The 26,145-nt window shown below is 68.4% G+C and carries 23 protein-coding genes; 12 read left to right on the forward strand and 11 right to left on the reverse strand.

Features of this window, described 5'->3' with window-relative positions; translation table 11 throughout:
* Positions 1–38 precede the first annotated feature (38 nt).
* The 6 genes from OID54_RS20910 to OID54_RS20935 all read right to left on the reverse strand — a co-directional run bounded on the left by OID54_RS20910 (position 39) and on the right by OID54_RS20935 (position 5,592).
* Positions 39–659: a hypothetical protein gene (locus OID54_RS20910; protein WP_329021611.1), complete on the reverse strand. Its 621-nt coding sequence runs from the start codon at positions 657–659 to the stop codon at positions 39–41.
* Entirely contained in the window at positions 656–1,996 is a 1,341-nt protein-coding gene (locus OID54_RS20915) for a hypothetical protein (RefSeq protein ID WP_329021612.1), read from the reverse strand. The genes OID54_RS20910 and OID54_RS20915 overlap by 4 nt, the downstream gene beginning before the upstream one ends.
* A gap of 136 nt (positions 1,997–2,132) precedes the next feature.
* On the reverse strand, positions 2,133–2,618 hold the full coding sequence (locus OID54_RS20920) for a hypothetical protein (protein ID WP_329021613.1): 486 nt from the start codon (positions 2,616–2,618) through the stop codon (positions 2,133–2,135).
* A gap of 67 nt (positions 2,619–2,685) precedes the next feature.
* Positions 2,686–4,455, reverse strand: coding sequence for a serine/threonine-protein kinase (locus OID54_RS20925; protein ID WP_329021614.1), 1,770 nt, complete (start codon positions 4,453–4,455; stop codon positions 2,686–2,688).
* A gap of 58 nt (positions 4,456–4,513) precedes the next feature.
* Positions 4,514–4,960, reverse strand: a complete 447-nt coding sequence (locus OID54_RS20930; RefSeq protein ID WP_329021615.1) for a MarR family winged helix-turn-helix transcriptional regulator — start codon at positions 4,958–4,960, stop codon at positions 4,514–4,516.
* Positions 4,957–5,592 carry a type 1 glutamine amidotransferase family protein gene (locus OID54_RS20935; RefSeq protein ID WP_329021616.1) on the reverse strand — a complete coding sequence of 212 codons (636 nt, stop codon included), beginning with the start codon at positions 5,590–5,592 and terminating at the stop codon, positions 4,957–4,959. The genes OID54_RS20930 and OID54_RS20935 overlap by 4 nt, the downstream gene beginning before the upstream one ends.
* Positions 5,593–5,764: 172 nt before the next feature.
* Here OID54_RS20935 and OID54_RS20940 point away from each other — a divergent pair, with 172 nt between their 5' ends.
* A complete protein-coding gene (locus OID54_RS20940; RefSeq protein ID WP_329021617.1) occupies positions 5,765–7,135 on the forward strand; it encodes an aspartate aminotransferase family protein in 1,371 nt (456 codons plus the stop codon).
* A 59-nt stretch (positions 7,136–7,194) separates the two neighbouring features.
* Here OID54_RS20940 and OID54_RS20945 read toward each other — a convergent pair whose 3' ends face one another.
* Together OID54_RS20945 and OID54_RS20950 are read right to left on the reverse strand one after the other, a co-directional pair.
* Positions 7,195–8,673 (reverse strand): TerD family protein, encoded by a 1,479-nt coding sequence (locus OID54_RS20945; RefSeq protein WP_329021618.1) that lies wholly within the window; start codon positions 8,671–8,673, stop codon positions 7,195–7,197.
* 206 nt (positions 8,674–8,879) lie between these two features.
* Entirely contained in the window at positions 8,880–9,326 is a 447-nt protein-coding gene (locus OID54_RS20950) for a hypothetical protein (RefSeq protein ID WP_329021619.1), read from the reverse strand.
* 68 nt (positions 9,327–9,394) lie between these two features.
* Here OID54_RS20950 and OID54_RS20955 point away from each other — a divergent pair, with 68 nt between their 5' ends.
* From OID54_RS20955 to OID54_RS20965, 3 genes are all read left to right on the forward strand, one after another.
* Complete coding sequence (locus OID54_RS20955; RefSeq protein WP_329021620.1) at positions 9,395–10,072, forward strand: GntR family transcriptional regulator; 678 nt, start codon at positions 9,395–9,397, stop codon at positions 10,070–10,072.
* Positions 10,069–12,825 (forward strand): glycosyltransferase, encoded by a 2,757-nt coding sequence (locus tag OID54_RS20960; protein WP_443055651.1) that lies wholly within the window; start codon positions 10,069–10,071, stop codon positions 12,823–12,825. Before OID54_RS20955 ends, OID54_RS20960 begins: the two co-directional genes overlap by 4 nt.
* Positions 12,826–12,944: 119 nt before the next feature.
* Positions 12,945–13,595, forward strand: coding sequence for a hypothetical protein (locus OID54_RS20965; protein ID WP_329021621.1), 651 nt, complete (start codon positions 12,945–12,947; stop codon positions 13,593–13,595).
* A 147-nt stretch (positions 13,596–13,742) separates the two neighbouring features.
* Here the strand turns inward: OID54_RS20965 and OID54_RS20970 are convergent, their stop codons facing one another.
* On the reverse strand, positions 13,743–14,489 hold the full coding sequence (locus tag OID54_RS20970) for an SLATT domain-containing protein (protein ID WP_329021623.1): 747 nt from the start codon (positions 14,487–14,489) through the stop codon (positions 13,743–13,745).
* A 323-nt stretch (positions 14,490–14,812) separates the two neighbouring features.
* On the opposite strand from OID54_RS20970, the gene OID54_RS20975 reads away from it, so the two are divergent.
* The 7 genes from OID54_RS20975 (at position 14,813) to OID54_RS21005 (ending at position 21,859) form a co-directional block, all read left to right on the forward strand.
* Positions 14,813–15,148 (forward strand): YbaB/EbfC family nucleoid-associated protein, encoded by a 336-nt coding sequence (locus tag OID54_RS20975; RefSeq protein ID WP_329021624.1) that lies wholly within the window; start codon positions 14,813–14,815, stop codon positions 15,146–15,148.
* Between the two features lie 75 nt (positions 15,149–15,223).
* Positions 15,224–15,823 carry a recombination mediator RecR gene (gene recR, locus OID54_RS20980; protein ID WP_329021625.1) on the forward strand — a complete coding sequence of 200 codons (600 nt, stop codon included), beginning with the start codon at positions 15,224–15,226 and terminating at the stop codon, positions 15,821–15,823.
* Positions 15,816–16,472, forward strand: a complete 657-nt coding sequence (locus OID54_RS20985; protein ID WP_329021626.1) for a DUF5063 domain-containing protein — start codon at positions 15,816–15,818, stop codon at positions 16,470–16,472. The genes recR and OID54_RS20985 overlap by 8 nt, the downstream gene beginning before the upstream one ends.
* A 264-nt stretch (positions 16,473–16,736) precedes the next feature.
* On the forward strand, positions 16,737–18,005 hold the full coding sequence (locus OID54_RS20990) for an aspartate kinase (RefSeq protein ID WP_329021627.1): 1,269 nt from the start codon (positions 16,737–16,739) through the stop codon (positions 18,003–18,005).
* Positions 18,006–18,020: 15 nt separating this feature from the next.
* Complete coding sequence (locus OID54_RS20995) at positions 18,021–19,076, forward strand: aspartate-semialdehyde dehydrogenase (protein WP_329021628.1); 1,056 nt, start codon at positions 18,021–18,023, stop codon at positions 19,074–19,076.
* A gap of 567 nt (positions 19,077–19,643) precedes the next feature.
* Positions 19,644–20,219 (forward strand): SigE family RNA polymerase sigma factor, encoded by a 576-nt coding sequence (locus tag OID54_RS21000; RefSeq protein ID WP_329027673.1) that lies wholly within the window; start codon positions 19,644–19,646, stop codon positions 20,217–20,219.
* Positions 20,216–21,859 (forward strand): hypothetical protein, encoded by a 1,644-nt coding sequence (locus OID54_RS21005; protein ID WP_329021629.1) that lies wholly within the window; start codon positions 20,216–20,218, stop codon positions 21,857–21,859. The genes OID54_RS21000 and OID54_RS21005 overlap by 4 nt, the downstream gene beginning before the upstream one ends.
* A 523-nt stretch (positions 21,860–22,382) precedes the next feature.
* On the opposite strand, the gene OID54_RS21010 is transcribed toward OID54_RS21005, so the two are convergent.
* Both OID54_RS21010 and OID54_RS21015 read right to left on the reverse strand, forming a co-directional pair.
* A complete protein-coding gene (locus tag OID54_RS21010) occupies positions 22,383–23,138 on the reverse strand; it encodes an SURF1 family protein (protein ID WP_329021630.1) in 756 nt (251 codons plus the stop codon).
* Positions 23,139–23,392: 254 nt separating this feature from the next.
* Entirely contained in the window at positions 23,393–25,207 is a 1,815-nt protein-coding gene (locus OID54_RS21015; RefSeq protein ID WP_329021631.1) for a S9 family peptidase, read from the reverse strand.
* A gap of 69 nt (positions 25,208–25,276) precedes the next feature.
* Between OID54_RS21015 and OID54_RS21020 the strand changes: the two genes are divergently transcribed.
* On the forward strand, positions 25,277–26,113 hold the full coding sequence (locus OID54_RS21020) for a class I SAM-dependent methyltransferase (protein ID WP_329021632.1): 837 nt from the start codon (positions 25,277–25,279) through the stop codon (positions 26,111–26,113).
* Positions 26,114–26,145: the final 32 nt, after the last annotated feature.

Here is a 26,145-nt window from a genome sequence, read left to right on the forward strand (position 1 = left end):
CGTGCGCACCACTGCCGACCGTGCCCCGCAAGCGGCGGTCAGGGCGCAGACGTCCCGTCCGACGCCGGAGGGCTGGCGCCGGGCTCGATGCTCGAACGCATGTAGATACGGGTGGAGCCGGGTGTGAACTCATGGGCGTAGATGTCCAGACAGTGGTGAACATTGCGTCCCTCGGGCGTGGTGACGTCCCCCTCGCAGAGCCCGCCCAGCCGCATTCCCGCCACGATGGTCTCCGGCTCCCGCAGTCCCAAACGGGCGAAGGGAGCCATCGGCTCGTAATCCTTGCCCTTTGGGTTGAAATTCTTGATCAACGTGGTTCCCGGTGGATTCAACGCCTCCAAATAGGCGTCAGCCGGCTTGCTTGGCAGGGTGAACGCAAGAAGAGAGGTGTCCACGCGATCGCTCTTGTATGCGGCACGCCGATCCGATGCCGTCTGCGGAACGGTCACACCGAGCAGTTCGATCGTCCATGCCGGAGTGGCTCCGGTCAGCCAACAGCAATCCTTCTCCTTCTGCACCTGCTCGGACATCACGCGGTCGCCGAGGTACTGAGCGAGGAGGGCGCCCCCACCGACGACCACCACCAAGGTGGCTGCGATGACGGTCAGCCGGGTGGCGAGGGGGAGTTTCCGGCGTTCACCGGAGTTCGGGTGAGTCATCGGCTCGGGTCCGTCCGTCCGCCGTCGCGACCGGGGTCGGGCGGCTGCGGAAGAGGGTCGGTGTTGGGCGCTGGTCCGCCCAGATCGTAGTGCTTGACGGAGCTGCTCCCGGCCATATCGAACTCCTTGGCGTGCCCGACGACGTGCTGCCGACCCATTTCACCGTCCGGGATGGACACGGGGCCGATCTCCACTCCCTTGCCGGCATCCCAGTTGTACCGATCCCAGGCATTGGCCTGGTAGTCGAGGCCGACTTTGGGTTGGCCGTTGGCGTCCGGTACGACGGTGATCACTCCAGTGATGTTGGACCGGGTGGAGCCGACTGCGTAGTACCAATTCGGCTCTGTGTTCTTGGGGAACGTGTAGTCCTCGTTGCCGGTCTCGATGGGAATCGCCACCGGCCGTCCGCCGTTCTTGTGGAACTCTTCCAGGGCTTGCTCGCGCCATCCTTCCTGATGGCGTCGAATCTGATTGTCGATATGGCCTCTGAAGTTCTCGTCATCCGAGAGCATCCTGTCCACGGGCAATTCCAGAGGGTCTCCGCTTCGGCCGAGGTAGTGATCCATGTGTTTTCCTGCGTCATTGCTGCCTGCCCACTCGGAGCCCGTGATGAGGAGGTGCATCTTCTCCCTGGTGAGCCACTCATCCGCGCCGGGGCTTTCGGAGTCGAATCTCCCCGACCCTCGATCCGGCGCCGCTTTCTTGACGCTTGGGTTCAACAGGCCGCCTGCGAGCAGGTCATCCCGGTGCTTCAGCCACAACTGGGCCCGCCCCTCCGGGCTCAAGGACTGCCACAGCCTCCGCATTTCTGCCCGTTGCTTGTCGTTCGCCTCGTCTCCGAGCGCCGCAAGTTTCATCGCTCGCGGAAGTTGGTCCTGATCGAGCGAGGTGTACGTCGCGTGTCCGGCGTTGTGAGGGTCGCCCCCGTGGGTGGCCTTCAGCGCGCGGGTGGCTGCGGCGTCGACCTCTGCCGCATGGGTGACCAGACCGGTGAGGGTGTCGGCGTACCACTGGATCAGATCTTCAGTCCGCTGCGACGGGCCCTTCGCATCACAGATCGTCGATGCGACCCGCACAGTGCCGTTGCCGGCGTCCGAGACGATGAGGCCGGGGTCCGGTTCGGCCCGCGTCGGATCGCCGGCTGCGGCTTGCCGCACCAGTGACTTCACCCGGCTCTGGATGCGGGTGAGTTCCGAGTGGGCGTCATCCAGTACGTTGTGGACGCTCTGGGCCTGCGCATGGAGATCGGCGAACTCCTTGACCGCGCTGCGGACGAACTCCCGGGTGACCGAGGCATTGACCCCTTGCCATCGTGCGGCCTCGGACTTCTTGAGCATTCCTTCGCTTGCGTCGGCCTTGAGTTTGGCGAGTGCACCCGACCATCGTCTTCCATTCCGCCACGGCTGTTTCCAGCTTGCCGAGATCTAAGGAAATGAGGTCGGAGTAGCCGAATGTGCTCATCTCAACTCCTCGTTACTTGATGAGTCGAGAGATGTCGGATGCCGCGACGGCTGTTCCGTTGCGGCGACGCAGGCTTGCCGCGATTTCGGCTTCCTCGTTGCTGTGTGACTTCTTGGTGTAGTCCAAGTGGTTGGATATATGGGCACACATCTGGAGGAGGGTCTTCACCTGGGTGTCCCACAGGGAGAGAGTGGTGGAGAGTTCACCACCCATGGCCAGATTGTGGTTCGAGCATTCCTGCGCTGCCCGGGCGGTCGATCCGGATTCGCTCTTTCCGCTGCCGGCGCCAGCGATGTCCGAGCCCTTGCGCAGTTGATCGTGCAGGCGGAACGCCTCGCTGCCGACCGCCCCGAGATCGTCTTGGGTCACTTCGAGATCCGGCTCGGCGCTGCCCGAACCCCCACCCGGATCCGGCGCGACCTGATTCAGCTGCATTGCTGTCGCCTGTCGGTCTTTGGTGGTGGCGACCGCTTCAGCCCACTCGCTATTGAACGTCATACCTGCTCCCCGTTCGCGTGCTCAATGCGAATTACTCATGCTAGTAAGGGAGTTGGCGATGAGCGAGCTAGTTCGTCCGGTTGTACGTCAGCGGTGAGCCGCCCGATCCCACCAGTTCGCGCACCAGGGTGCCGGACCCGGTCAGTTCCAGTCGGCTCCACTGGCCGGGGGAGCAGGAACTGCGATCGCCCTCGTCCAGTCGGGTCGGTCCCAACTCCATCGGGGAGCCGGCCTTTTGGAGGGTCGCGGACCAGCGGCAGTCGTAGGTCGGTCCCGTGCCGGTCAGCACCATCGTGCGGGCGCCCGTCTCGCCCTGGCTGATCACCATCACTCGGGTGTGGGTGCCGTCCTCCGCGCTGAAGGTGGTGGTCCAGGTGCCGAGGAAGCCCTCCGGTACGGCCCCCGTTGGGCGGGGTGATCGAGTGGGGGAGGGGTTGCTCGCCTGGGAGGGGCCGGCTGCGGAATTGCTCGGTCGGGCGTCCGGTTCCGTACGGTCGGGGCCCTTCAGGGCGTAGTACACCCAACTCGCCGATGCCACCGCGATCACCACGGCCACCACACCCAGGGCGATGGCGCGCACAGGGGAAGTCGAGGCGCTGGGGGCCGGTGGCGGAGTGTACGGCGGGGGCGACACCGGGCCGGGGGCGTGCGGTGTGTGTGGGGCGGCCGGTGCGTGGGGCAGACCGCCTGCGGTGCCGGACCCTGGTACCGCACCCCAGGCCGGAGTGGGGCTTTGCCCAGGTGCCGCGGGGAAAGCGGGGTTCGGCCCCTGGACGAACGGCTGGACGGACGGCTGGACGGACGGCGTCCGGTGTCCTGGGGCCTGCGCGGGGCCGAAGCCGGGCAGTGGCGCCTGGCCCGCTGCTGCGGCAGATCCGGGGGGCCGGTGTCCTGGATTGCTGGCGTCGGGCGCCAGTTGGGCGGCGGTGGTGGTGCCTTCCGGGGGTTGTTCCACCTCCAGCAGGCTCACCGCATGACGTCCCAGCCGGGCTACCAGCGCCGCGGGCAGCCACGGTTCACCGTCGTCCTCGACGGGGACGCGCTCCAGGATCTCTGCGAGTCCCGGTCGCTCGGACGGGCTCTTGTGCAGACATGCCCGCACTAGGTCGGCGAGGCCCTCCGGCACGTCCGTGAGTTCCGGTTCCTCCTGTGCGATGCGGTACATCACCGCGTGCTGACCACTGTCCGGCGACCCGAAGGGCAGCCGGCCCGTGGCCGCGTACGCCAGTACCGAGCCGAAGCAGAAGATGTCGGACGCCGCGGTGACTCGGGTGGCGCGCACCTGCTCGGGGGCCATGAAGCCGGGGGAGCCGATGACCGAGCCGGTACGGGTCAGACCGCCGTCGGTGGCGGTCTCCAGGGCGCGGGCGATACCGAAGTCGATGACCCGCGGCCCGTCGAGCGTGATGAGGATGTTGGAGGGTTTGAGGTCGCGGTGGATCAGGCCCGCGGTGTGGATGTCGGTGAGCGCGTGGGCCAGTCCGGCGGCCAGGATGCGGACCGACCGCTCCGGCAGCGGCCCTTCGGCGATGACCGAGTGGAGCGAGGGGCCGGCGACGTACCCGGTGGCGACCCAGGGCACGGCCGCCTCCGTGTCCGCGTCGAGTACGGGGGCGGTCCAGTTGCCGCCGACGCGACGGGCCGCCTGGACCTCCTGCCGGAAGCGGTTGCGGAATTCGTCCTGTTCGGCGAGTTCCCGGCGCACGAGTTTGACCGCGACTGTGCGTCCCCGGTCGCTGCGGGCGAGGTACACCTGCCCCATCCCGCCCGCGCCGAGGCGGGCCAGCAGGCGGTACGCACCGATACTCCGTGGGTCCCCGGGCGTGAGTGGTTCCATCGCCGCAAGTCCTCCCCCAATCGCGACATCTGCGGACGGGCTGAGGATAGTGCGCTTGTCACCCTTTCCGGATCGTCTCCATCGCCTTGGACAGTTCCTCCAGGACCCGAGCGGTCTCCGCGAACTGTTCCGTGCCCAGTACCTCCGCCAGCCGCGCCGCGAGTGCCGCATGCCCGGGGCCGAGCCGGTCGACGGCCGCCCGCCCCTCGTCCGTCGGTCGCAGCAGCTTGGCCCGTCGGTGGGCAGGATTGGTCTCGTACGCCGCGAGCCCACGCTCCACCAGCAGATCGGCGATCCGTTGCACGCTCTGTCGGGTGATCCCCATGTCGCGGGCGATCCCGGCGACGGGTAGTGGCTCGGGAAGGACGGCTCCGAGCACCTGCCACCAGGCCGCGGTGAGCCCCGCGGGGGCGGCGAGTTCCTCGGACGCGGCCAGGAACTGGCCGTTCAGCCGGAAGATCCCCAGCGCCGTGCGGCTCAGCAGGTCCTGCTCGGCACGGCTCATGACGCGCTCACCCCGGCGGAACCCTCGTCCTCCCCTTCGAGGACGGCGTACGCGGAGGCGTCGGAGTCGTGGAACAGCCGGTACCAGGCGTCCAGCTTCTTCCCCTCGTACACACCGAGCCGGGCGAAGACCTCCCGGGCGAAGGCGATCGGTTCGGTCGGGCCGGCGGTGATCAGGTCACCGTCGGTGACGGCGTCGGCCTCCTGGTAGCGCTCGCCGCCCCCGTACCCGGATGCGGCGAGGTAGTACGACACCGCACTGGTGTGGTCGCGGTCGTCGAGCAGCCCTTCGCGGGCCAGGCCCAGGGTGGCCCCGCAGATGGCGGCGACCGGGACGCCCGATGCGAGGAACTCGCGCGCCTTGGCGGCGAAGGGCGCGAGGTCATGACCGGTGTCCCACCCGGTGGAGCCGGTGAGCAGGAGCAGGGCGCTGTCGGCGACGGCCGAGCCGGTCAGTTCGTCGAGGGCCAGATCAGGCTGGATGCGGATGCCGCCCATGGTGGTGACGGGGTCGGTGGTGAGGCCGACGGTGCGGACGGTGAAGCCGTGCTGGGTGAGCTGGGAGGTGGCGTATCCGGGCTCCCAGTCGGCGAAGTCGTCGTAGACGGCGAGATGGATGGTCGTGCGGGTCATGGCGTCCTCCTCGGTGAGCCGGCAGGCCCCAGCGGCTATGACAGAAGGCTGTCACGTTGGCAGCATGCTGTCAATCTTGATCGAGCCACCCGACAGAACGACGAGGAAAGCGCCCCAGGACAGACAGGATGGTGATGTCGAGCGCCGCCGGGACGTCCGTAGGCTCGCCGGCATGACCGCTCAAGCCCACCCCGCTGATCCCCAGGCCGGCGCCGCCGTGAAGGCCGCAGACCGTGCGCACGTCTTCCACTCGTGGTCCGCCCAGGGGCTGATCGATCCGCTCGCCGTCGCCGGCGCCGAGGGTTCGTACTTCTGGGACTACGAGGGCAAGCGCTACCTCGACTTCACCAGCGGCCTCGTCTACACCAACATCGGGTACCAGCACCCGAAGGTCGTGGCCGCCATCCAGGAGCAGGCGGGCAAGCTGTCCACCTTCGCGCCCGCCTTCGCGGTGGAGTCGCGCTCGGAGGCCGCCCGGCTCATCGCCGAGCGCACCCCCGGCGATCTGGACAAGATCTTCTTCACCAACGGCGGCGCCGAGGCGATCGAGAACGCCATCCGGATGTCCCGGCTGCACACCGGACGCCCCAAGGTGCTCTCCGCCTACCGCTCGTACCACGGCGGCACCACGACCGCGATCAACGTCACCGGCGACCCGCGGCGTTGGGCGTCCGACAACGGCACATCCGGAGTGGTCCACTTCTGGGCGCCGTTCCTCTACCGCTCGCCCTTCTACTCGACCACCGAGGCGGAAGAGGCACAGCGCGCCCTCCAGCACCTGGAGGACACCATTGCCTTCGAGGGTCCGGGAACGATCGCCGCGATCGTCCTGGAGACCGTCCCGGGCACTGCGGGCATCATGATCCCGCCGCCCGGCTACCTCCCGGGCGTACGCGAGATCTGTGACCGGTACGGGATCGTCCTCGTCCTCGACGAGGTCATGGCGGGCTTCGGCCGCACCGGCAAGTGGTTCGCGTCCGAGCACTTCGACGTGGTCCCCGACCTGCTGACCTTCGCCAAGGGCGTCAACTCCGGCTATGTGCCGCTCGGCGGGGTGGCGATCTCCGAGAAGATCGCCGCCACCTTCGAGACCCGCGCCTACCCCGGCGGACTCACCTATTCCGGTCACCCGCTGGCCTGCGCCGCGGCCGTCGCCACCATCCAGGTCATGGAGGACGAGAAGGTCGTCGAGCACGCGGCCCGCATCGGCGAGACCGTACTCGGCCCGGGGCTGCGCGAACTGGCCGAACGCCACCCGAGCGTGGGCGAGGTCCGCGGTACGGGCGTGTTCTGGGCCCTCGACCTCGTACGGGACCGCTCGACCCGCGAACCGCTGGTGCCCTACAACGCCACCGGCGAGGCGAACGCCCCGATGGCTGCCTTCGCCGCCGCGTGCAAGGCCCAGGGCCTGTGGCCGTTCGTCAACATGAACCGCACCCACACCGTGCCGCCGTGCAACGTCAGCGAGGCGGAGGCCAAGGAGGGCCTGGCGATCCTCGACGCGGCGCTCACCGTCGCCGACGGGTACACCGTCGAAGGCTGACCCCCGACACAGCCGAAGGGCGGGCCCGGAATCCGGGCCCGCCCTTCGCGCATGAGCGGCTATCCGTGCTGTGCCGCCGCCCCGATCCTCGGGTGTACATGAAGGGACCAGTACCCCTCCCCCTCCACGGTCAGGAAGCGCGGCCCCGCGCTGAGCGGGACGGTCTGCGAGAAGGGGCCGACCGCCCGGCTGAGCAGCGGTTCCGGATAGTCGTCGTACTCGTCCTCGGTGGGGAACAGCGGTCTCGTCTTGATGGTGATGTCGTCGTGCCGGGACTCGCTGCCCCAGAACCGCACATCGAGGTTCGCGGACGGCCCCAGATACGCGAAAACCTCATTGCCGCGTCCTTCGACGGCGAGAGAGCCCAAGCGCCGTATCGCAGAGAGCGGATGGATCACCACGGTCCAGTTCTCGCTGCCCTCGACCAGCAGGAGCAGCCGTCCTTCGGTGGGGACGCGAGCGATCGCCCGACCGCGGAAGTCGGTGAGGCTGGTGTTGAAGTACATGTCGTCCGGCTCATGGCGGGCGGTCAGCGAGTGCACCGAGAAGTAGCCGTCCCCCTCGTTCCGCGCCTCGATCAGGGCCGGCCCTGGCGGCAGGGGGGCGTCGACGGCGAAGGTCAGCGTGCCGTGCCCGCGCTGGGTGAACGGTGGGAACCCGGGGAGCGCGCTGAACGGATCGGGCACGGGGGCAACCGGTGGCGCCGGCGGTTGGTACGCGGGCTGCGGATGCGACGGCGGCTGCGCATACGGATACGGGTACGGCAGCGGTGCGGGGGGCTGCTGATCTGCTCCCGGGGGAGCGGGCTGCCGGTACCTGGCCGGGGCGAGCTGCGGCGTGAAGGCGGCGGGAGCTGCCGGCTGGGGGTGGAAGGGCCCCGGCACGGCCGGCTGCTGAACCGCGGCGGGAGCGGAAGGGGGGTGAAAGGCGGGGGCGGGAGCGGAAGGGGGGTGAAAGGCACCGGGGGCGGGCTGGGGAGCGGGCTGAACGGGCGCCTGCTGTGTGGTCGACGGCTGCGCCACCACGATCCCGAAGTCCGTTGCGAGGCCCGCGAGTCCGGAGGCGTACCCCTGTCCCACCGCCCGGAACTTCCACACCCCGTCCCGCCGATAGAACTCGCCGAGCACGAAGGCCGTCTCCGTGGTCGCGTCCGTCACCGCGAAGTGCATCACGACCGCGCCGTCCGGCCCGAGGGCCTGCACGAACAGCCCGGGCACCGAGCCGAAGACACCACCGTCGCAGGACGCCGAGATCACCACGCGCTGGATGACGGGCTCCACCGACGGGAGATCCAACTCCAGCCACTCGGCGCGCTGTCCGACACCTTCCGCGGTCCCCACGTGCCGTACCGAACCCGACGGATGCTGCGGCTGGTTGTAGAACACCAGGTCAGCATCGCCCCGTACCTTGCCCGTCGCGTCGAGCAACAGGGCGGAGGCGTCCACCGCGGGGACGCCGGGCGCCGTACTCCGACCCACTGCGACCCGTAGTCGGGACGTGGGGACGGGCACATTGGCGCCTTTGATGATCTGGGTCATGGGGCACATGCTGACAAACGGCCCCGGTGAAGTCGATGGGGAAGCGGCGTGAAGGTGCCATCACGCGGAGAATCGATGGGGCGCGGGAACCCAACCCCAACCCCCAGCCCCGGTTCGGGCCCGGTTCGCGTTCGGGCCCGGTGCCCGGCCGGAACGGGCACTGGCCCCTGCCTGGGCACCGGCGTCTATGAGGGGCCGGCCACCGCTCAGGACGGACGGGGCGCGGGCTCCACCTCCAGGAAGCGCCGTCGGCGTGGACCCCGGTACAGCAGCGCCTCCCAACCCGCCTTCACCAGCGCGTCCGTGCACCGTCCGAGCTCCGACTCCTCCTCCTGCGCCGCGCCGCTCCCGCTCGGTCCCAGCCAGTCCACGCACACCGTGCCCGGCCCGTCGCCCGACCGCACGCGGTATCCGGTGGCCACTCGCGTACCGTCGGCATCGACCGCGGACGGTGGGAGACCGGCCGCCTCCAGTGCCAGCGCCACGGCGCGTACCGTCTGGGTCAGCTCCCAGGCCGCGGGAGCCGTCCCCGTCAGCCGTCGGATCTGTAGCAGCCCCGCGAACGCCTGACGTACGTCCGCGGCCCGCCCGGCACCCTCCGTCAGCCCCGGGGGGCCGTCTCCCGTTGCCGCTTCGAACACTCCCTCTGCCACCTGTACCTCACCTGTCTCGTACCGACTGGCTTATCGTGTCCGGGACCCCCGCGAAGGAGAAGCCATCGATGCCCAGCCCCGGCAGCACTTCCGTCACCCGGAGCACGCTGCGGCAACAGATCGCGGACGCGCTGCGTGACGAGGTGCTGGCCGGGCGCTTGCTGCCCGGGCAGGAGTTCACGGTCAAGCAGATCGCCGAACAGTACGGGGTCTCCGCCACTCCGGTACGAGAAGCCCTGGTCGACCTCTCCGCTCAGGGGCTGCTCGACTCGGACCAGCACCGGGGATTCAAGGTCCACCAGTTCTCCATCGCCGACTACCGCAACATGGTCGACGCCCGGGCCCTGGTGATGGAAGGCGTCATCCGCCACGCCGAACGCAACGGACGCACCCGGGTGCGGCCCAAGTCGGTGCTGCCGGTGCGGCGTCGGGCCGAGGAGGCCGCCCGCGCGGCCCGGTGCGGCGATCTGGACATCCACATCGGATACGACCTGCGGTTCTGGTCCGAACTCGGCTCCATCACGGCCAACTGCTACATCTCCGGGTTTCTGCACCAACTGCGCGTACAGGGATGGGTGTTCGCCGTGCCCCATCTTCGGCGGGACACCTGCCGGCGCGAGTGGTTGTGGAGCGGACACGAGGATCTGATCGACGCTGTGACGCTCGGCGACATGACCGCGGCACGCGCGACCATCAGCGGGTACAACGAGCAGGCGCTCACCTGGGCCGATCGGTTGGAACGGTGAGCGCGGAGACCGATCGCGCGGAAACGCAACGCGGCGCAGCGTCCGATCGCCCAGAGCCCCAGCGCCCGGAACTCGATCGCCCAGAGCCCCAGCGCCCGGAACTCGATCGCCCAGAGCCCCAGCACCCAGAGCTCGATCGCCCAGAGCCCCAGCACCCGTCCGACGGTCCGTCCAACGGCCCGTCCAACGTTCCAGACGGGCCGGACCAGGACGAACAGGCACCCGAGGACCGGCCCCCCGCGGCCGACGACCGGACCGAAGCGGCCTTCGCCTCGCCCCTCGTCGACCACTCCGGCGAAGGGGGCGGTGTGCAATTGAGCATCGTCGTCCCCGCCTACAACGAGGAGGTCCGACTCCGCCCCACCCTGGACGCGATCTGCGCCCACCTCAAGGCTGACGCGGACCGTTGGGGCGAGTGGGAAGTGATCGTCGTCGACGACGGCTCCACCGACGCCACCGCGACGATCGCCCGCGAAGCCGCCGTCAGCGAGCCCCGCATCCATCTGCTCTCCGCGGTGAACGGCGCGAACCGGGGCAAGGGCGATGCCCTGCGCCGAGGTGTGCTCGCCTCCTACGGACGCCAGGTCCTGGTCACGGACGCCGACCTCGCCACCCCCATCGCCGAACTGGACGACCTGGCCGATGAACTCGCCGCCCACGACATCACGGCCGCGATCGGCTCCCGCGCCCATCCCGATTCCCAGATAGACGTACACCAGTGGCGGGTCCGCGAATGGCTCGGCCGCATGGGCAACGGGCTGATACGGGCGGTCGCGGTTCCCGGCATCCATGACACCCAGTGCGGATTCAAACTCTTCGACGGAGACAAAGCCCGAGCCGCATTCGCTGATTCACAGCTGAACGGGTGGGGCATCGACGTCGAAATACTGAGATTCTTCCGGCGTGCCGGGTGGCCGGTCGTGGAAGTCCCGGTTCGCTGGTCGCATCAATCCGGTTCCAAGCTCAAACCACTGGACTATGGCAGGGTCCTCCTCGAACTCCTGCGACTGCGCACCCGCTCTCTGCACCGCATCGACCTGCTGATCGCCACCCTCTTCCTCCTGGCGTCCTTCCTCCTCTATTCGGAACTCTGGCAGGACCTCGACCGCGGATATCTCAGGGACGCCGGCCAGGACCAGAACCAATGGGAGTGGTTCTTCAGGGTCACGGCCGACAATGTGGTCCATCTCAAGAACCCTCTGTTCACCACGCTTCAGGGATATCCCGAGGGCGTGAACCTCATGGCGAACACCGTGATGCTCGGCCTCTCGGTGCCCCTCACCCCGGTCACCCTCCTGTGCGGCCCTGAGGTCACCTGGGCGCTGGTGCTGACCTTCGGACTCGCCATGACCGCGGTGTGCTGGTTCTGGCTGATGGTTCGTCGGCTGGGGGTGGGGCGCTGGGCTGCGGCCGTCGGCGCCGCCTTCGCCGCCTTCGCACCGCCGATGATCTCCCATGGCAACGCACACCCCAATTTCCTCGTCCTCTTTATGATCCCCGTGATCATCGACCGTGCCCTGAGGCTGTGCGAAGGCCGTGCACCCGTACGCGACGGAGTGCTGCTCGGCCTTTTCGCGACCTATCAGATATTCCTCGGCGAAGAACCGCTGCTGCTGGCGGCCATGGGAATGCTCTTCTTCGCGATCGCCTATGCGATCGTGCGTCCGGAAAAGGCGAAGGCCGCCTGGCGGCCGTTGCTCCATGGAATCCTCATCGGCCTCGCGGTCTGCCTTCCCCTCGTCGCCTTTCCGCTGGCCTGGCAATTCTTCGGCCCCCAGAGCTATACGCACGTCATGCACGGCGCCGACACCCACAACAGCCCGCGTGCCTTCTTTGAATTCGCCGGCCGCTCACTCCTCGGTAGCGATGAGACCGCCGATCCCCTGGCGATGAACCGCACCGAACAGAACGCCTTCTACGGCTGGCCGGTCCTCCTGTTGGCCACGGGAATCGTCGTTCTGCTCCGGCGTGAGGCACGGGTGAAGGCCCTCGCCCTGACCGCCCTCACGGCCGCCTTCCTCTCGCTCGGGGTCAAGGTCCGCATCCCCCACACCGACATCGTGTTCACCGGCCCTTGGCGGCTGCTCGCGAACATGCCGCTCCTGGAGTCGGTGATCGAGTCCCGGACGGCGATGATCTGCGCACCGGTACTGGGCATGCTGCTGGCCATCGCGGTGCATCGGCTCACCCTCGGATGGACATCGAGGTCCCGTCGGCCGGCACTGCGCATCGCCGGCTGTCTCGCCGTCGCAGCCGCCGTGCTCCCGGTGGTCCCCACGCCCTACCCCGTACGGGAGCGGGCCGAGGTCCCCGAATTCATCACGGCGGGCATGTACCGGCCGTACCTCGCTCCCGGGGAGTCGGTCGTGGTCGTACCGCTGCCCTACCCCGGGAACGCCGAAGCCCTGCGTTGGCAGTCGTCCACCGGCCTCGACTTCTCCTTGGCCGGCGGCTACTTCAACGGCCCCTGGGGACCTGATCGCATCGGCATCTACGGCTCCACCCCGCGGCACACCTCGAACCTGCTCTACGAGGTGCGCGACACGGGAGTCGTACCGGAGATCGGGTCGGCCGGCCGAGCTCAGGCGCAACTCGACCTGAAGGCGTGGCGGGCGGGTCTGGTCATCCTGCCGCCGGAGTACCACGAGGAGGCGCTGTACCGCACGGTGTCGGCGCTGCTGGGACGGCCGGGGGAGAAGATCGCCGGGGTATGGGTGTGGGACGTGGGAAAACCGCGCGGGGCCCGATGGTGATTTCCGCGCCAGCCGGGTACGAGGCTGGGAAGGCGGCCTTCGCACAACGTATCCCTGGCACTACTCTTCTCTGACCGTCGGGCGCGCCGCGCCCCAACCCGCTGGAGAGCGAGCCTTCCTTGGCCTGTGACCTGTGGCTGGTCCCCCTCGTCGACGTGCTGTGCCACAGCCCCGACAACCCCTTCGCGGAAGAGATCGCCTCCTACGACAAGGCTCTGACCACCGCCGGGCTACCGACGGTCCCCGTCTTCGCCTATATGCCCGGGCTGTCCGGCGATGTGGCCCCCGTCGCGGGTTTCGACTACGACGCCCTGCACTTCCTGCGCCGTGCCTATCTGCTCCAACTGTGCGGACTCGCCGTGACCCCCGTGGACGAACTGGGAGGGGACTACGAACAGTTGCTGGAGATGTTCGAGGCGACCGCGCAGGGCTCGCACCTGGTCTGGCACTACGACCACGCCGGCGCCTACGTCCCCGTCGACTTCACGGCACCGCTGTTCAACGACGAGTTGCTCGCGGGAGGCGGACCGCTGGGTTCGACCCAGGGGCTGCTGAGGGAATTGGAGTTCGTCGCGCCGGCGATCGGGATCGACCCGGCCAACCCTCCGGCGCCACCAGTGCCGCCCGAGCGCCCGACGACACTGGAGGAGCCGGCAGGGCCCATAGCCCCCGACGACGGACCGTTCTCCAGGGAACGCCACGTCTGGTTGGGCCTGCATGCGGCGGCCATCCGCAGCCTGGGACAAGGTTCCATGATCGTGTTCAGCTGACCGGAGCGGCCCGGCCGGACGCCCCGGCGAAGGCACTCGGCGCACGCCCCACGCAAGACCCCGGGCGCCTTCGGCGGAATCATGGGCCCGGGGTTTTCGCTGTTCATCGGGGGCGGGTCGCGGAGTTCATCGGCCGTCGAACACGTCCTAGCGCGGAGTCTCCGGGGGGCGCTGCCGCGGCATGTTGGGACGCGTTCCCGGTGGGAGCAACGCCCGACTCCCGGGCATCCCGCCCTCCAGCGGACGCGATGCCCCGGTCGGCGACAGCGGAAGCGCCTGGAGCAGCAGCGGCGCCGGCGCCCCCGCGAACTCCCGCATCCAGTCCGCGGTCTCCGCCTGCACCAGTTCCGTCACGTCCTCCGAGAAGCTGCGCAGGACCCCGAGACAGCGTTCTGCGGCTTCGCTCGCCGTGCCCTCCGTCGGCCCGAGGACCTCGCGCACGCTCTCGGACGCCCAGTCGAACTGGAGCCGCTGGAGGCGTCGCTGCACCGCCTGCGCGGTCGCCACATTGCGCATCCAGCCCGAGGTGACCCCGAAGTAGCGGTCGCAGGCCAGACACGCGGCCCCCAGCAGCAGCGAGAGATATCCCCAGCCGGCCGCCCCCGCCACCATGCCGGTGAGGTCCAGCAGCGGCAGTGTGGCCCCGGTGGCGACCCCGAGGGCGGCACCCGCACGCAGCATGCGTCCGGTACGTCTCTTCCACACCCGGTCGGCCAGGTACCACTCCGTCGTCCGCAGCGCACCCGCTTCCACCCACCGGTACAACTCGTCCAGCCGTTCCGCGGGCTCTCCCCAGTCGCCGAGCGGAAAGGGCCTCCCGGCCAGGTCTCCGCGCGCTACCTCGCCACGCTCCTCCCGGGCCGGCCCCCCGGGCTGCATCTCCGGCTGGCTCACCGGGGCACTCCTCTGTGACTATTTGGCCATGACCGCTACCGAGTGCGATTTCACGCTACTCTGAGTCATTTGGCGTTATGAAATATGTACGAACGTGCCCGATCTATGCAGCGCACGTTCTGGTGCGCATGTCTTTCCTACCGCCAAATGGTGGGCACTGGGGCGGAAATCCCAGTATTTCCGACCATGTATACGTCGTGATCAGGTAGAGGACCCGCAGGATACTCACACGAAAGAGTTGTCGTCTCTGCGTGCAGCGAGCCGCGCGGTGACCACGTAGGCTCGGCGTACGAACACCGTTGTCGAAGCGCCAGGAGTGACCCGTGATCCCCGGTGGTGGTCAGCCCAACATGCAGCAGATCCTCCAGCAGGCCCAGAAGATGCAGCAGGATCTCGCTCGGGCCGAGGAAGAGCTCGCGCAGGCCGAGGTCGACGGCCAGGCCGGCGGCGGTCTGGTGAAGGCGACCGTCAATGGCTCCGGCGAACTGCGCGCCCTGGTCATCGATCCGAAGGCCGTGGACCCCGAGGACACCGAAACGCTGGCCGATCTGGTGATCGCCGCCGTCCAGGCCGCGAACGACAATGCGCAGACGCTCCGGCAGCAGAAGCTCGGCCCGCTGACGGAGGGCCTCGGCGGAATGCCGGGACTTCCCTTCTGACGGGGCGTGTGAGCAACTAGCGTACGTACGAACCGTAGAAGCACGGCAACCGAAGGAACCGGAAGAGGCAATCCGTTGTACGAAGGCGTGGTTCAGGACCTCATCGACGAACTGGGCAGGCTGCCCGGCGTCGGTCCCAAGAGCGCGCAGCGGATCGCCTTCCACATCCTCCAGGCCGAGCCCACGGACGTACGTCGTCTCGCACACGCGCTGCTGGAAGTGAAGGACAAGGTCCGCTTCTGTGCGGTCTGCGGGAACGTCGCTCAGCAGGAACAGTGCAACATCTGTCGCGATCCGCGCCGGGACCTCTCCGTCATCTGTGTGGTGGAGGAGTCCAAGGACGTCGTGGCGGTTGAGCGGACCCGGGAATTCAGGGGTCGCTACCACGTTCTTGGCGGGGCCATCAGCCCCATCGAGGGGGTGGGCCCCGATGACCTGCGCATCCGCGAGTTGCTCACGCGTCTCGCCGATGGTGCGGTCACCGAGCTGATCTTGGCCACCGACCCCAATTTGGAGGGTGAGGCGACCGCTACCTATCTGGCTCGAATGATCAAGCCGATGGGTTTGAAGGTCACTCGGCTGGCCAGTGGTCTGCCTGTGGGGGGAGACTTGGAATACGCCGACGAGGTCACGCTAGGGCGTGCCTTCGAGGGGAGACGACTTCTCGATGTCTGATGCCATGCTGCACGCGGTGAATCAGGACCCCGCGGATTTCGCGGTCCAGATCGCGGACTCCATCGAGTCCTTCATCGTCGCGACCACGGAAGTCGCCAAGGGCGATGAGCCCGACAGCGCCGTGCCGTTCCTGCTGCTGGAGGTTTCGCAACTCCTGCTGACGGGCGGCCGACTGGGCGCACACGAGGACATCGTCCCGGACGAGCGCTACGAGCCGGACACCGGCCCGGAACCGGACCTCGACGAACTGCGCGAGCGGTTCGCGGTCCTGCTCGACCCGGTCGACGTCTTCTCCGAGGTCTTCGACCCCTATGAGCCGCGCAAGGCCCCTGTGGCCTTCCGAATCTCGGACAACCTCGCGGACATCGTCACCGACCTCCGCCATGGGCTGGCCCACTACCGAGCGGATCGCACCAGCGAGGCGCTGTGGTGGTGGCAGTTCTCGTACTTCTCCAACTGGGGGCCGACCGCCTCCGCGACCCTGCGCGCCCTTCAGTCGCTGGTCTCCCACGTCCGCCTCGACCAGCCGCTCCAGGCGCTGGACGGGCTGGACACCGACGAGGACGTGCCCGAGGACGCACTGGCGGAGGAAGCTGGCAGGGTGATGGCCGAGGAGATCGCCCTACCGCTGGGTCTACGGACCACCTGATCCGCACTGACCGCCCTGCTCGACCGTCATGGAGGCGGTCGAGCAGCGTTCGTTTCTTCTGGTGCGGGTGTGCGTGCTGTGAGCCGCCGCACATCTCCGCGTAGGTTCCTCATGGCCGGGGCAAGAGTCGTCCAGAGCGACCGTGATCACTTGCTGAGCGGGGCATCTCACCATGTGACTGCCCCGAGACGCGTCACGGCCGCTCGTTAGACTGAGCCGACCGCAGCACCCGGCTGTGGTGGACATACCGAGCGAGGAGCGCACGTGGGCCTTGTCGTGCAGAAGTACGGCGGCTCCTCCGTTGCCGATGCCGAGGGCATCAAGCGCGTCGCCAAGCGGATCGTGGACGCCAAGAAGAACGGCCACCAAGTGGTCGTCGTGGTGTCGGCGATGGGTGACACGACGGACGAGTTGATCGATCTCGCGGGGCAGGTTTCCCCGATCCCTGCCGGGCGTGAGTTCGACATGCTGCTGACCGCAGGAGAGCGCATCTCCATGGCGCTGCTGGCCATGGCGATCAAAAACCTGGGACACGAAGCCCAGTCCTTCACGGGCAGCCAGGCTGGCGTCATCACCGACTCGGTCCACAACAAAGCGCGCATCATCGATGTGACGCCGGGCCGGATCCGTACCGCGCTGGACGAGGGCAACATCGCCATCGTTGCCGGATTCCAGGGTGTGTCCCAGGACAAGAAGGACATCACCACCCTCGGACGCGGTGGTTCCGACACCACGGCCGTGGCGCTCGCCGCCGCACTGGAGGCCGAGGTCTGCGAGATCTACACGGATGTGGACGGCGTCTTCACCGCCGACCCCCGCGTGGTCCCCAAGGCTCGGAAGATCGATTGGATCTCCTCCGAGGACATGCTGGAGTTGGCCTCGTCCGGCTCCAAGGTGCTGCTGCACCGCTGCGTCGAGTACGCACGTCGTTACAACATCCCGATCCACGTCCGCTCGTCCTTCTCGGGGCTGCGCGGCACTTGGGTCAGCAACGAGCCGCAGGGAGACCAGCAGGTGGAGCACGCCATCATCTCGGGAGTCGCCCACGACGTCTCCGAAGCGAAGGTCACCGTCGTCGGAGTGCCGGACAAGCCCGGCGAGGCCGCGGCGATCTTCCGCACCATCGCGAACGCCGAGATCAACATCGACATGGTCGTTCAGAACGTCTCGGCGGCCACCACGGCCCTCACCGACATCTCCTTCACCCTGCCCAAGACGGACGGGGCCAAGGCGATCGACGCGCTGGAGAAGGCGAAGGCGTCCATCGGCTTCGACTCGCTGCGCTATGACGACCAGATCGGGAAGATCTCGCTGGTCGGCGCGGGGATGAAGACCAACCCCGGAGTCACCGCTTCCTTCTTCGAGGCACTCTCGGACGCAGGCGTCAACATCGAGCTCATCTCGACCTCTGAGATCCGCATCTCGGTCGTGACGCGCGCCGACGATGTGAACGAGGCCGTGCGCGCCGTACACAGCGCCTTCGGTCTCGACAGCGACTCGGAAGCCGTCGTCTACGGCGGCACCGGGCGATGACCGGTCACCGGGGCGATGACCGGTAAGCCGACCCTCGCGGTCGTCGGAGCAACCGGCGCCGTTGGTGCGGTCATGCTCCAGATCCTCTCGCAGCACAAGGACATCTGGGGCGAAATCCGTCTCGTATCCTCTTCGCGCGCGGCCGGTCGAACACTGGTCGTACGCGGGGAGGAGTGCGAGGTCATCGCGCTCGACGAGGCAGCGCTCACCGATGTGGCGGTGGCGCTCTTCCTCGTGCCGGTGGATGTGTCCGCGCATTGGGCGCCGATCGCCGCCGCCAAGGGCGCTGTGGTGGTGGACAGTTCCGCGGCCTTCCGTCTTGACGACGATGTGCCCCTGGTCGTGCCCGAGATCAACCCCCATGCCGTACGGGTCCGCCCGCGCGGCATCGTCGCCAGCCCGCACGACACGACCCTCGCCCTGTTGCCGACGGTGGGGGCGCTGCACGCCGAGTTCGGTCTCAGGGAACTGGTCGTCTCCTCCTACCAGGCGGCCAGTGGCGCCGGACGAGAAGCCGTGTCCACATTGCGAGACCAGTTGTCCCTGGTGGCGGGCACCGATTTGGGGATGCGGCCGGGCGACGTGCGTCGCGCCGTCGGCGAGGACGCCGATCCCTTCGCCGCACCCCTGGCCCTCAATGTGGTGCCGTGGTCCGGCACGCTCCAGGACGGCGGCTGGTCCTCCGAAGAACTGGGTCTGCGGGCGGAGACCCGCAAGATCCTCGGGCTGCCCGGCCTGCGGGTGGCCGCGACCTTCGTGAGGGTGCCCGTCGTCACCACCCACTCCTTGGCGGTGCACGCGCGCTTCGAGAGCGAGGTCACGGTCGCGCGAGCGCACGAGATCCTGGACACCTCCCCCGGCGTGGTGCTCTGTGACGACCCCGCCGCAGGGGACTTCCCCACCCCCGCCGATGTGGTGGGCACAGACCCGACCTGGGTTGGTCGCGTACGTCGATCACCGGACGACCCCTGCGCGTTGGACCTCTTCGTCTGCGGTGACAACCTCCGCAAGGGGGCGGCGCTGAACTCCGTGCAGATAGCCGAGGCCATCGCCGCGGACCTGCCGTACTGAGCCCGGCGATCCCTCTGTGATCTCGTTCCGTCGGTCGCCCGTCGCCCGTCGGTCGTCCTGCCCGCTGTTGCCCGGCCGTCCTGCCGGTCACCGTATGGTCCTGCGGAGAGCGGATGATGATCAAATTCCCTGGTCACCCTGGACAAGAGCCCACCTGGCGTTTGTAGGATCGACCCACAGCTATGAGTGACCTGTGCGGAACTTGAAGGTCTGTACCATTTGGTCCGGACTGGGGGATGCCTCAGAATTCGCTGCCCCGGTCTGCAACCAGCGGCCGGATGAGGGCGTCTTTGCGGTCACCTCTATACGGTGCTGCGGAGAATGGGGCATTGGGGAAGAGCGAGTACGCATGAAGTCTGCAGGAACACCGTCAAAAGCGGTGGCGTACGCGTACAACCCTCACGGGGGGAAGCGTGTCCAACATACGTGGCAGAGGTACTCGACATCCCAGGGGTGGTCCAGGTCCGCGGCGCTTCCATGCGCCTGGTCCAGGGCGGTTCAACGACCCCCGTCCGCGGCGCTGCTGTGCGTCCGGTTCGCAAGCCCCGTACACGGGCGCCCGGCGGCATGCCGGTGATCGCACCCATGCCCACCCCCCGTACCACCCGGCTGCCCTCGCAGCGCGAGGGTGCTGACGAACAGATGGCCGCTGGTACGACCGTCGATCACCTCACCGAGACCTACCGGGCTCATTACCGGTCGCTCCTCGGTCTCGCAGCGCTCCTGCTGGATGACACGGCCTCCTGCGAGGACGTTGTACAAGAGGCGTTCATCCGTGTGCACTCGGCCCGCAATCGGGTACGGGACCCTGACAAGACCCTCGCCTATCTGCGGCAGACGGTGGTCAACCTCTCGCGATCGGCCCTGCGCCGGCGCATCCTCGGGTTGAAGCTGCTCTCCAAGCCGATGCCGGACATGGCGAGCGCGGAGGAAGGGGCGTACGACCAACTGGAGCGGGACGCCCTGATCAAGGCGATGCGCGGACTCCAGCGCCGTCAGCGGGAGGTCCTCGTTCTGCGGTACTTCGCGGACATGACGGAGGCGCAGGTCGCCGAGACGCTGGGTATATCCCTCGGGTCGGTGAAGGCGTACGGCTCACGGGGCATCGCGGCGTTGCGCGTTGCCATGGAGGCCACGGCATGAGCAGTGACAGGGAAGACACCGAGCGGGGCGGGCCGGACGGGCCGTCGGACGACCGGACTGGAAACGGAATTGTGAACAACGGGCCGGATATTGAGCCGAGCGGCCACGAAGATCGTGAACGCCGTGACATCGCGCGCACCGACGATGCCGAGGGCGATGGCGCCGGGGTCGGCGAGGCTGGCAAGGTCGGCAAGGCTCAGGGCGTGCAGGACCGCGCAAGCTCCGTCGACCACGGCGAAGGCGACACCACGGATGAGCCGAGCGATCCAGGGGGTGCGAGCGGCCGGGTCGATCTCCCAGGGGTGAATGGTGCTGATCCCGTTGGGAAGCCCGGTGTCGATCCTGTTGGGAAGCCCGGTGCCGATTCCGTCGGGAAGCTCGGTGCTGGGGAGAAGGCCGACGCAACTGCCGGTGGCACCGCCGAGCCGACCGCTTCGGGCGACGGCCGGATCGACGATGAACCTGCTGGTGAGGAGCCTGCGCCGAGCAGTGCGGGTGGGTCCGGTGGACTGGCCGCGCTGGCCGCTCTGGTCGGACCGGGTGCATCGAGCGACCCCGGTGCACATGCGGGCGCGAACGACGGTGCAGGCGCGGACGGCGGGTCCGGTACGGGAGCGGCTCGCTTCGGCGATGGCGGCCCGGGGGATGACGAAGAAGCGATCCGCCACCTCCTCCAGGGAGTTGTCCAGGACCTCAACCCTTCGGCCGGTGCGCTCGACCATCTGCGCAGGGCCGTACCCGCCCGACGTGCCCGCAAGCGGCAGGCATTGGTCGGAGCGGCTGCCGCGGTCGTGCTGATGGGCACAGCCGTTCCTGCGTTCGTCCATGTCGCAGGCTCGGAAGGCGGCGGTAACGCCCGACCGATCAATGCCGGACACGGTCAGACCGCCCATGGCGGAACCGAGTCCGTGACGGGTGAACCGGAAGGCAACAAGGCCACGACCGGCGGTCCCACCGTCGGAAGCTCGGGCACGCCCCAGGGCACCGGCAGCCCGTCTTTGTCCCGTGGCACCACACCGGGGAAGGACGCCAGCAGCGACGGCGCCACCGGCTCCCCGGAGCGGAGCCCGGAAGAGGTTCCGGACGGCGTCCCGGTCTGCGCCGCGGAGCAATTGCAGTTCACCTCGGCCCAGGCGACCGGTCCGGACGCCGAGGGCAAGGTCTATGGCTCGTTCAAGGTCGCCAACACCTCCACCGCCAGCTGTGCGGTCGAGGGGCCTGGTCAGATCGGCTTCCAGGCGATGGGTGCCGCCGACCACGGGAAGATCAAGGTCGTGGACCACACGGCCGGAGACGCGGCGACCGGTCTTCCCGATCCCTCGCAGGAATCGCCCTCCCTGCTGCTGAAGCCGGAGGGGGGATACGAGGTGAAGTTCGCCTGGGTGCCGAGCGAGTCCTGTCCGACGGTTCCCACGACCCCGACGGATCCGCCGACCTCGCAGGAGCCTTCCCCGGGGACGGGCGGTGGCCAGGGCTCTGTTCCGGACAACACGGAGACCCAACTCCTCACCACGGAGAACGTTCCGCAGGATGGCAGCATCTCGGTGAGCCACACGGCGGAACCGGGGGGCCCGAGCACGGACACCACCATCGCCAACGCCTGCTCCGGCACCCTCTACCGCACGGGCATGCTGAGCTAGGAGCGGAGCCGGCCCGGTGGGCTCGCGGGTGTTCGCACGCTGTTCGGCCGGCTGTCTGTCCGCTGTCCCGCGGGTTGGCCAGGTTGGCGATGCATCCCTGCTGTGCCCTTGGCCCACGCGCCGCGGGTCGGTTCACGAGACTACGAATTGCGGACGCGGGGATGGCTGATGGCGTTCCGGCGTGGGCCGCTGCGGCGCGATGATTCGTGCGGATGCAGCGCAGGACGAGCGGGGCCGTGGGCGTGGTTCGCGGAACGAGTTCGCGTTGCGGTTGCGAGGCGTCTCGTTGAGCCGGCCCCGGACGTTTGCCCTGCTCGCCTGCTCGCCTGCTCGCCTGCTCGCCTGCTCGCCTGCTCGCCTGCTCGACAGGGTGACTGGGCTACGGGACGGGGTGTTTGAGCGGGTGCCGCGTTTCGTTGCTCAGTGGCGTGCTTGAGCCGGTTCGCCGGTGCATTGCACGACTCGGGCATTGAGCTGGCCTTAGACGGTTGGCGCCGCCGCGAGGACAAGCACTCTTCGCCGTCTAGAGCGGATGGGTCTCCAACCCGAGCCGCCTGTCGCGTACCGTCTCCGCCTCGCGTCGCACCAGACGGAACCACATGAACAACACGAACGCGGCGAAGACGAACCACTCCCCGGTGTACCCCAGGTTCTGGAACGCCTTCAGGTCCAGCCCACTGCCTTCGGGGATGGACGCAGGCACTGCCACCAGTCCTGCATCAGCCTTGGTCAGCGTGACCCATGCGTCATGGACGTCATCCGGCACCAGGTTGACCAGCGACGCGGCACTGATCATCCCCAGCTGACCGCTGGGCAGCCCGCCACCTGTGTGCACCCCGTCGGTGCCCGCGTTCTCATTGGCCTGAAGAGCGCCGACCACCGTGACCACACCGTCCGGCACTGCGGGTGCCGGCGCACCCTTGGCCAGCCACCCCCGTACGACAGGAAGGGTCCGGCCACCGTCCGTCTTGAGGAGGGTCAGGACGTAGGAGCCGCTCTTTCCGTCCACGGTCCGGTCGGGTACGAGGAACTGCTCCCCGTACACACCGGTGGCACGCGCATGCCGGCCCGAGGTCTCCTTGTCGACGGGAAGCAACTCGTCCAACGGCTCGACGGCCATCTCACCGGGAGCGGGAGCGTCCTGGGCATCCCGATGGGTCTCGACCCGGTCCTCGAACTTCCCGAGCTGCCAGGAACCCATGAAGATGCAGAAGGGGATCGCCAGCACGACGAAGACGTTGATGCCCCACCAGCGGGGCGTCAGCAGGAACCGGTACACCCCCCCACCGTACGGAATGCGACTGCCGGCCCGTGTGCCGCCCCCCTCCCCGAAGGTCATTCGGCCCTGCGCGTGGCTCCCTGCCGTCGGTCAGCACTCCGGGAGGTCGAGGGCCCGGGTGGATGCGTACGATCCACCCGCCCCTCGCTCCCGGAGTCGGTGTGCTCGACTCACCAGCTCACCAGACCACCTCGTGGAGCAGATCCCCTCGTGGACCAGCTCACTCCGCGCACCGGCTCGGTGCCGAGGCGCGATCAGTCGCGGCCCGTATTGCTCACCACCTCCGCGAGATGGGTTTCGGCGAAAGCGATCTCCAGAGCGAGCTGCTTGATCCGCTCCTCCACCACCAGCGAGCCATGCCCTGCGTCATAGCGGTACACCTCATGGACCGCCCCACGCGCGGACAGCCGGTCCACGTAGTTCTCGATCTGGCGGATGGGACAGCGCGGATCGTTGACGCCCGCCGAGATGTAGACGGGCGCCCGCACCGCATCCACATAGCTCAGGGGCGAGGACGCCTCGAACCGCTCCGGCACTTCCTCCGGCGTGCCCCCGAGCAAGGTGCGGTCCATGGCCTTCAGGGCTTCCATCTCGTCGTGATAGGCCGTGACGTAGTCGGCGACCGGCACCGCCGCGATGCCCAGCGCCCAGGCGTCGGGCTGTGTCCCCAGACCGAGCAGGGTGAGATAGCCGCCCCATGATCCCCCCGAGAGGACCAGCCGGTCCGGGTCGGCCAGCCCGGATAGCACGGCCCACTCACGGACGGCCGCGATGTCCTCCAGCTCGATCAGCCCCACCCGGTGCTTGAGGGCGTCCGTCCACTCCCGTCCGTAACCCGTCGACCCTCGGTAGTTGACCCGAACCACCGCATAGCCGTGGTCGATCCAGGCGGCGGGCCCCGACGCGAAGGCATCGCTGTCGTGCCAGGTCGGACCCCCGTGGATGTCGAAGACCGTCGGCACCGGACCGCTCGCCCCCGCGGGTCGCTGCACCAGTGCATGGATCCGCCCTCCGGGGCCCTCCACCCAGACGTCCTCCACCGACACCGACTCCGGCGCCTTCATCCCGGGCGGGTCGAGCACCACGGCACCGTTCGTCGATCGCACCTGCGGCGGGAGGGCAGCCGACGACCACAGGTACTCCACCTCGCCTCCGGGGCGGGCCGTCGCGCCGGAGACCGAGCCCGCCGGGGTGTCGATCCTGGCCAGCTCCCGCGTCGACAGGTCGTAGCGCCACAGCTCGCCACGGGCTTCAAAACTGTGGGCTACCAGCAGACCCGACCCGTCGGGATACCACTCCGCAGAGACGTCGCCGGGCAGATCCAGCGCGAGATCCGATTCCTCACCCGAGGCGATGTCCCAGATCATCGGCTCCCAGCGACCACGCCGTTGGTGCGCGACGAGCAAGCGGGTGTCCCCGGCGACCGGGGCGAAGCCCAGCACCGCGAGCCCCAGCTCCTCGGTGCCCCCCTTGGTGTCGTCGAGTTCGGCCACGGGGATGCCGTCCAGGCGTAGGACACGAAGCGCCGAATGCATCGCGTCACCGTGCTCGGTGTGTTCGATCGCGACCCATTCACCGTCGTGGGACAGATCACCGACCCCCGCGGATTCGCGGTGGCGATAGATCTCAACGGGCTCCGCACCCTCCCGCACGATGTGCAGCGTGGTGCCCTCCTCATCCGTGGACCGGCCCACCACCGAGGCGCCGTGGCGTCCGATCGCGAGCCCCGCCGAGTAGGAAGGCGGCAGCCCCGGCGCTGCGGGGGAGTCATCCCCACCGCCGAACGGCTGCTTCAGCCAGACCCCGAACTCATCCCCGTCGGTGTCCGAGAACCACCAGATCCATTGCCCGTCGGGGGACAGCACACCATCCGTCGTACCGCTCGGACGGTCGGTGGCCTGCCGCTGCCCACCGGTCGAGCGATCCCAGGCGTACAGCTCGTACGTCCCCGTGGCATTGGAAACGAAGAGCGAGCGATCGGGGGCGTCCTCCGCCCAATCGGGGAGGGAAACGCGCGGTGCCCGGAAGCGCTTCTCCCAGTCGGGCATGGATTCAGTGGTCTCAGTCATGACCCCATTCTGCGTCGGACCCCCGACAAACCGTTCGCTTCCTCCGCAGCCTGTGGATAACTTCAAAGCATGGACCAACCTTTGCCCCCGGACTGGCGTGCCATCAACCGTTCCAACTGGGACGAGCGCGTCCCCCTCCACGTCGCCAGCGAGTTCTATGACCTGGACGGCGTTCGCGCGGGCAAGGAGGCGCTGCGCGACTTCGAGATCGCCGAGGTCGGAGACGTCGATGGCCTCACGCTCCTCCACCTCCAGTGCCACATCGGCCAGGACACCCTGGCATGGGCCCGGCGAGGTGCTGCCCAGGTCGTCGGCCTCGACTTCTCCGAACCAGCGGTGGAGGCCGCCAGGGCTCTCGCCACCGACCTCGGCTTCGGCTCCGACCGGGCGTCGTTCGTGGCCGCCGATGTGTACGACGCGGCCGAAGCCGTACCGGACAGCTCGTACGACATCGTCTACACGGGCACGGGCGCGCTGAGCTGGCTCCCGGACATAGAACGCTGGGCCGAGGTCGCCTCGTCCCTGGTGGCTCCCGGTGGTTTTCTCTACGTCGCCGAGTTCCATCCGCTCACCGACATCCTCGACGATGAGACCGGCTCACGGGTCGTGCACGACTACTTCGCGAAGGAGCCCTGGATCGACGACGCCCCGGGAACCTACGCCGATCTGGACGCCGAAACGGTTCACAACCGCACCGTCGAATGGCAGCACCCCGTCGGGGCCGTCGTTTCGGCCCTGTGCGCCGCCGGCCTTCGGCTGGAGTTCCTCCACGAACACGAGGTGTCGCTCTTTCCTCGCTTCGCCAACTTCCGGCAGGGCGACGACGGCTACTTCCGATTCCCGCCGGACCGCCCCCGTATCCCCCTGATGTACTCCCTCAAGGCATCGCGGCCACTCCACCGCTGACACCGCCCCCGGCTGCTGCGGTCGGCGTGCTG

This window comes from Streptomyces sp. NBC_00690 (assembly GCF_036226685.1).
Lineage (GTDB): Bacteria > Actinomycetota > Actinomycetes > Streptomycetales > Streptomycetaceae > Streptomyces.

Excerpts from the sequence above, each read along its gene's own strand:
- OID54_RS20910 (WP_329021611.1), bottom strand. The coding sequence starts at position 659 with ATGACTCACCCGAACTCCGGTGAACGCCGGAAACTCCCCCTCGCCACC.
- OID54_RS20915 (WP_329021612.1), bottom strand. The coding sequence starts at position 1,996 with ATGCTCAAGAAGTCCGAGGCCGCACGATGGCAAGGGGTCAATGCCTCG.
- OID54_RS20920 (WP_329021613.1), bottom strand. The coding sequence starts at position 2,618 with ATGACGTTCAATAGCGAGTGGGCTGAAGCGGTCGCCACCACCAAAGAC.
- OID54_RS20925 (WP_329021614.1), bottom strand. The coding sequence starts at position 4,455 with ATGGAACCACTCACGCCCGGGGACCCACGGAGTATCGGTGCGTACCGC.
- OID54_RS20930 (WP_329021615.1), bottom strand. The coding sequence starts at position 4,960 with ATGAGCCGTGCCGAGCAGGACCTGCTGAGCCGCACGGCGCTGGGGATC.
- OID54_RS20935 (WP_329021616.1), bottom strand. The coding sequence starts at position 5,592 with ATGACCCGCACGACCATCCATCTCGCCGTCTACGACGACTTCGCCGAC.
- OID54_RS20940 (WP_329021617.1), top strand. The coding sequence starts at position 5,765 with ATGACCGCTCAAGCCCACCCCGCTGATCCCCAGGCCGGCGCCGCCGTG.
- OID54_RS20945 (WP_329021618.1), bottom strand. The coding sequence starts at position 8,673 with ATGACCCAGATCATCAAAGGCGCCAATGTGCCCGTCCCCACGTCCCGA.
- OID54_RS20955 (WP_329021620.1), top strand. The coding sequence starts at position 9,395 with ATGCCCAGCCCCGGCAGCACTTCCGTCACCCGGAGCACGCTGCGGCAA.
- OID54_RS20985 (WP_329021626.1), top strand. The coding sequence starts at position 15,816 with ATGTCTGATGCCATGCTGCACGCGGTGAATCAGGACCCCGCGGATTTC.
- OID54_RS20995 (WP_329021628.1), top strand. The coding sequence starts at position 18,021 with ATGACCGGTAAGCCGACCCTCGCGGTCGTCGGAGCAACCGGCGCCGTT.
- OID54_RS21000 (WP_329027673.1), top strand. The coding sequence starts at position 19,644 with ATGCCGGTGATCGCACCCATGCCCACCCCCCGTACCACCCGGCTGCCC.
- OID54_RS21005 (WP_329021629.1), top strand. The coding sequence starts at position 20,216 with ATGAGCAGTGACAGGGAAGACACCGAGCGGGGCGGGCCGGACGGGCCG.
- OID54_RS21015 (WP_329021631.1), bottom strand. The coding sequence starts at position 25,207 with ATGACTGAGACCACTGAATCCATGCCCGACTGGGAGAAGCGCTTCCGG.
- OID54_RS21020 (WP_329021632.1), top strand. The coding sequence starts at position 25,277 with ATGGACCAACCTTTGCCCCCGGACTGGCGTGCCATCAACCGTTCCAAC.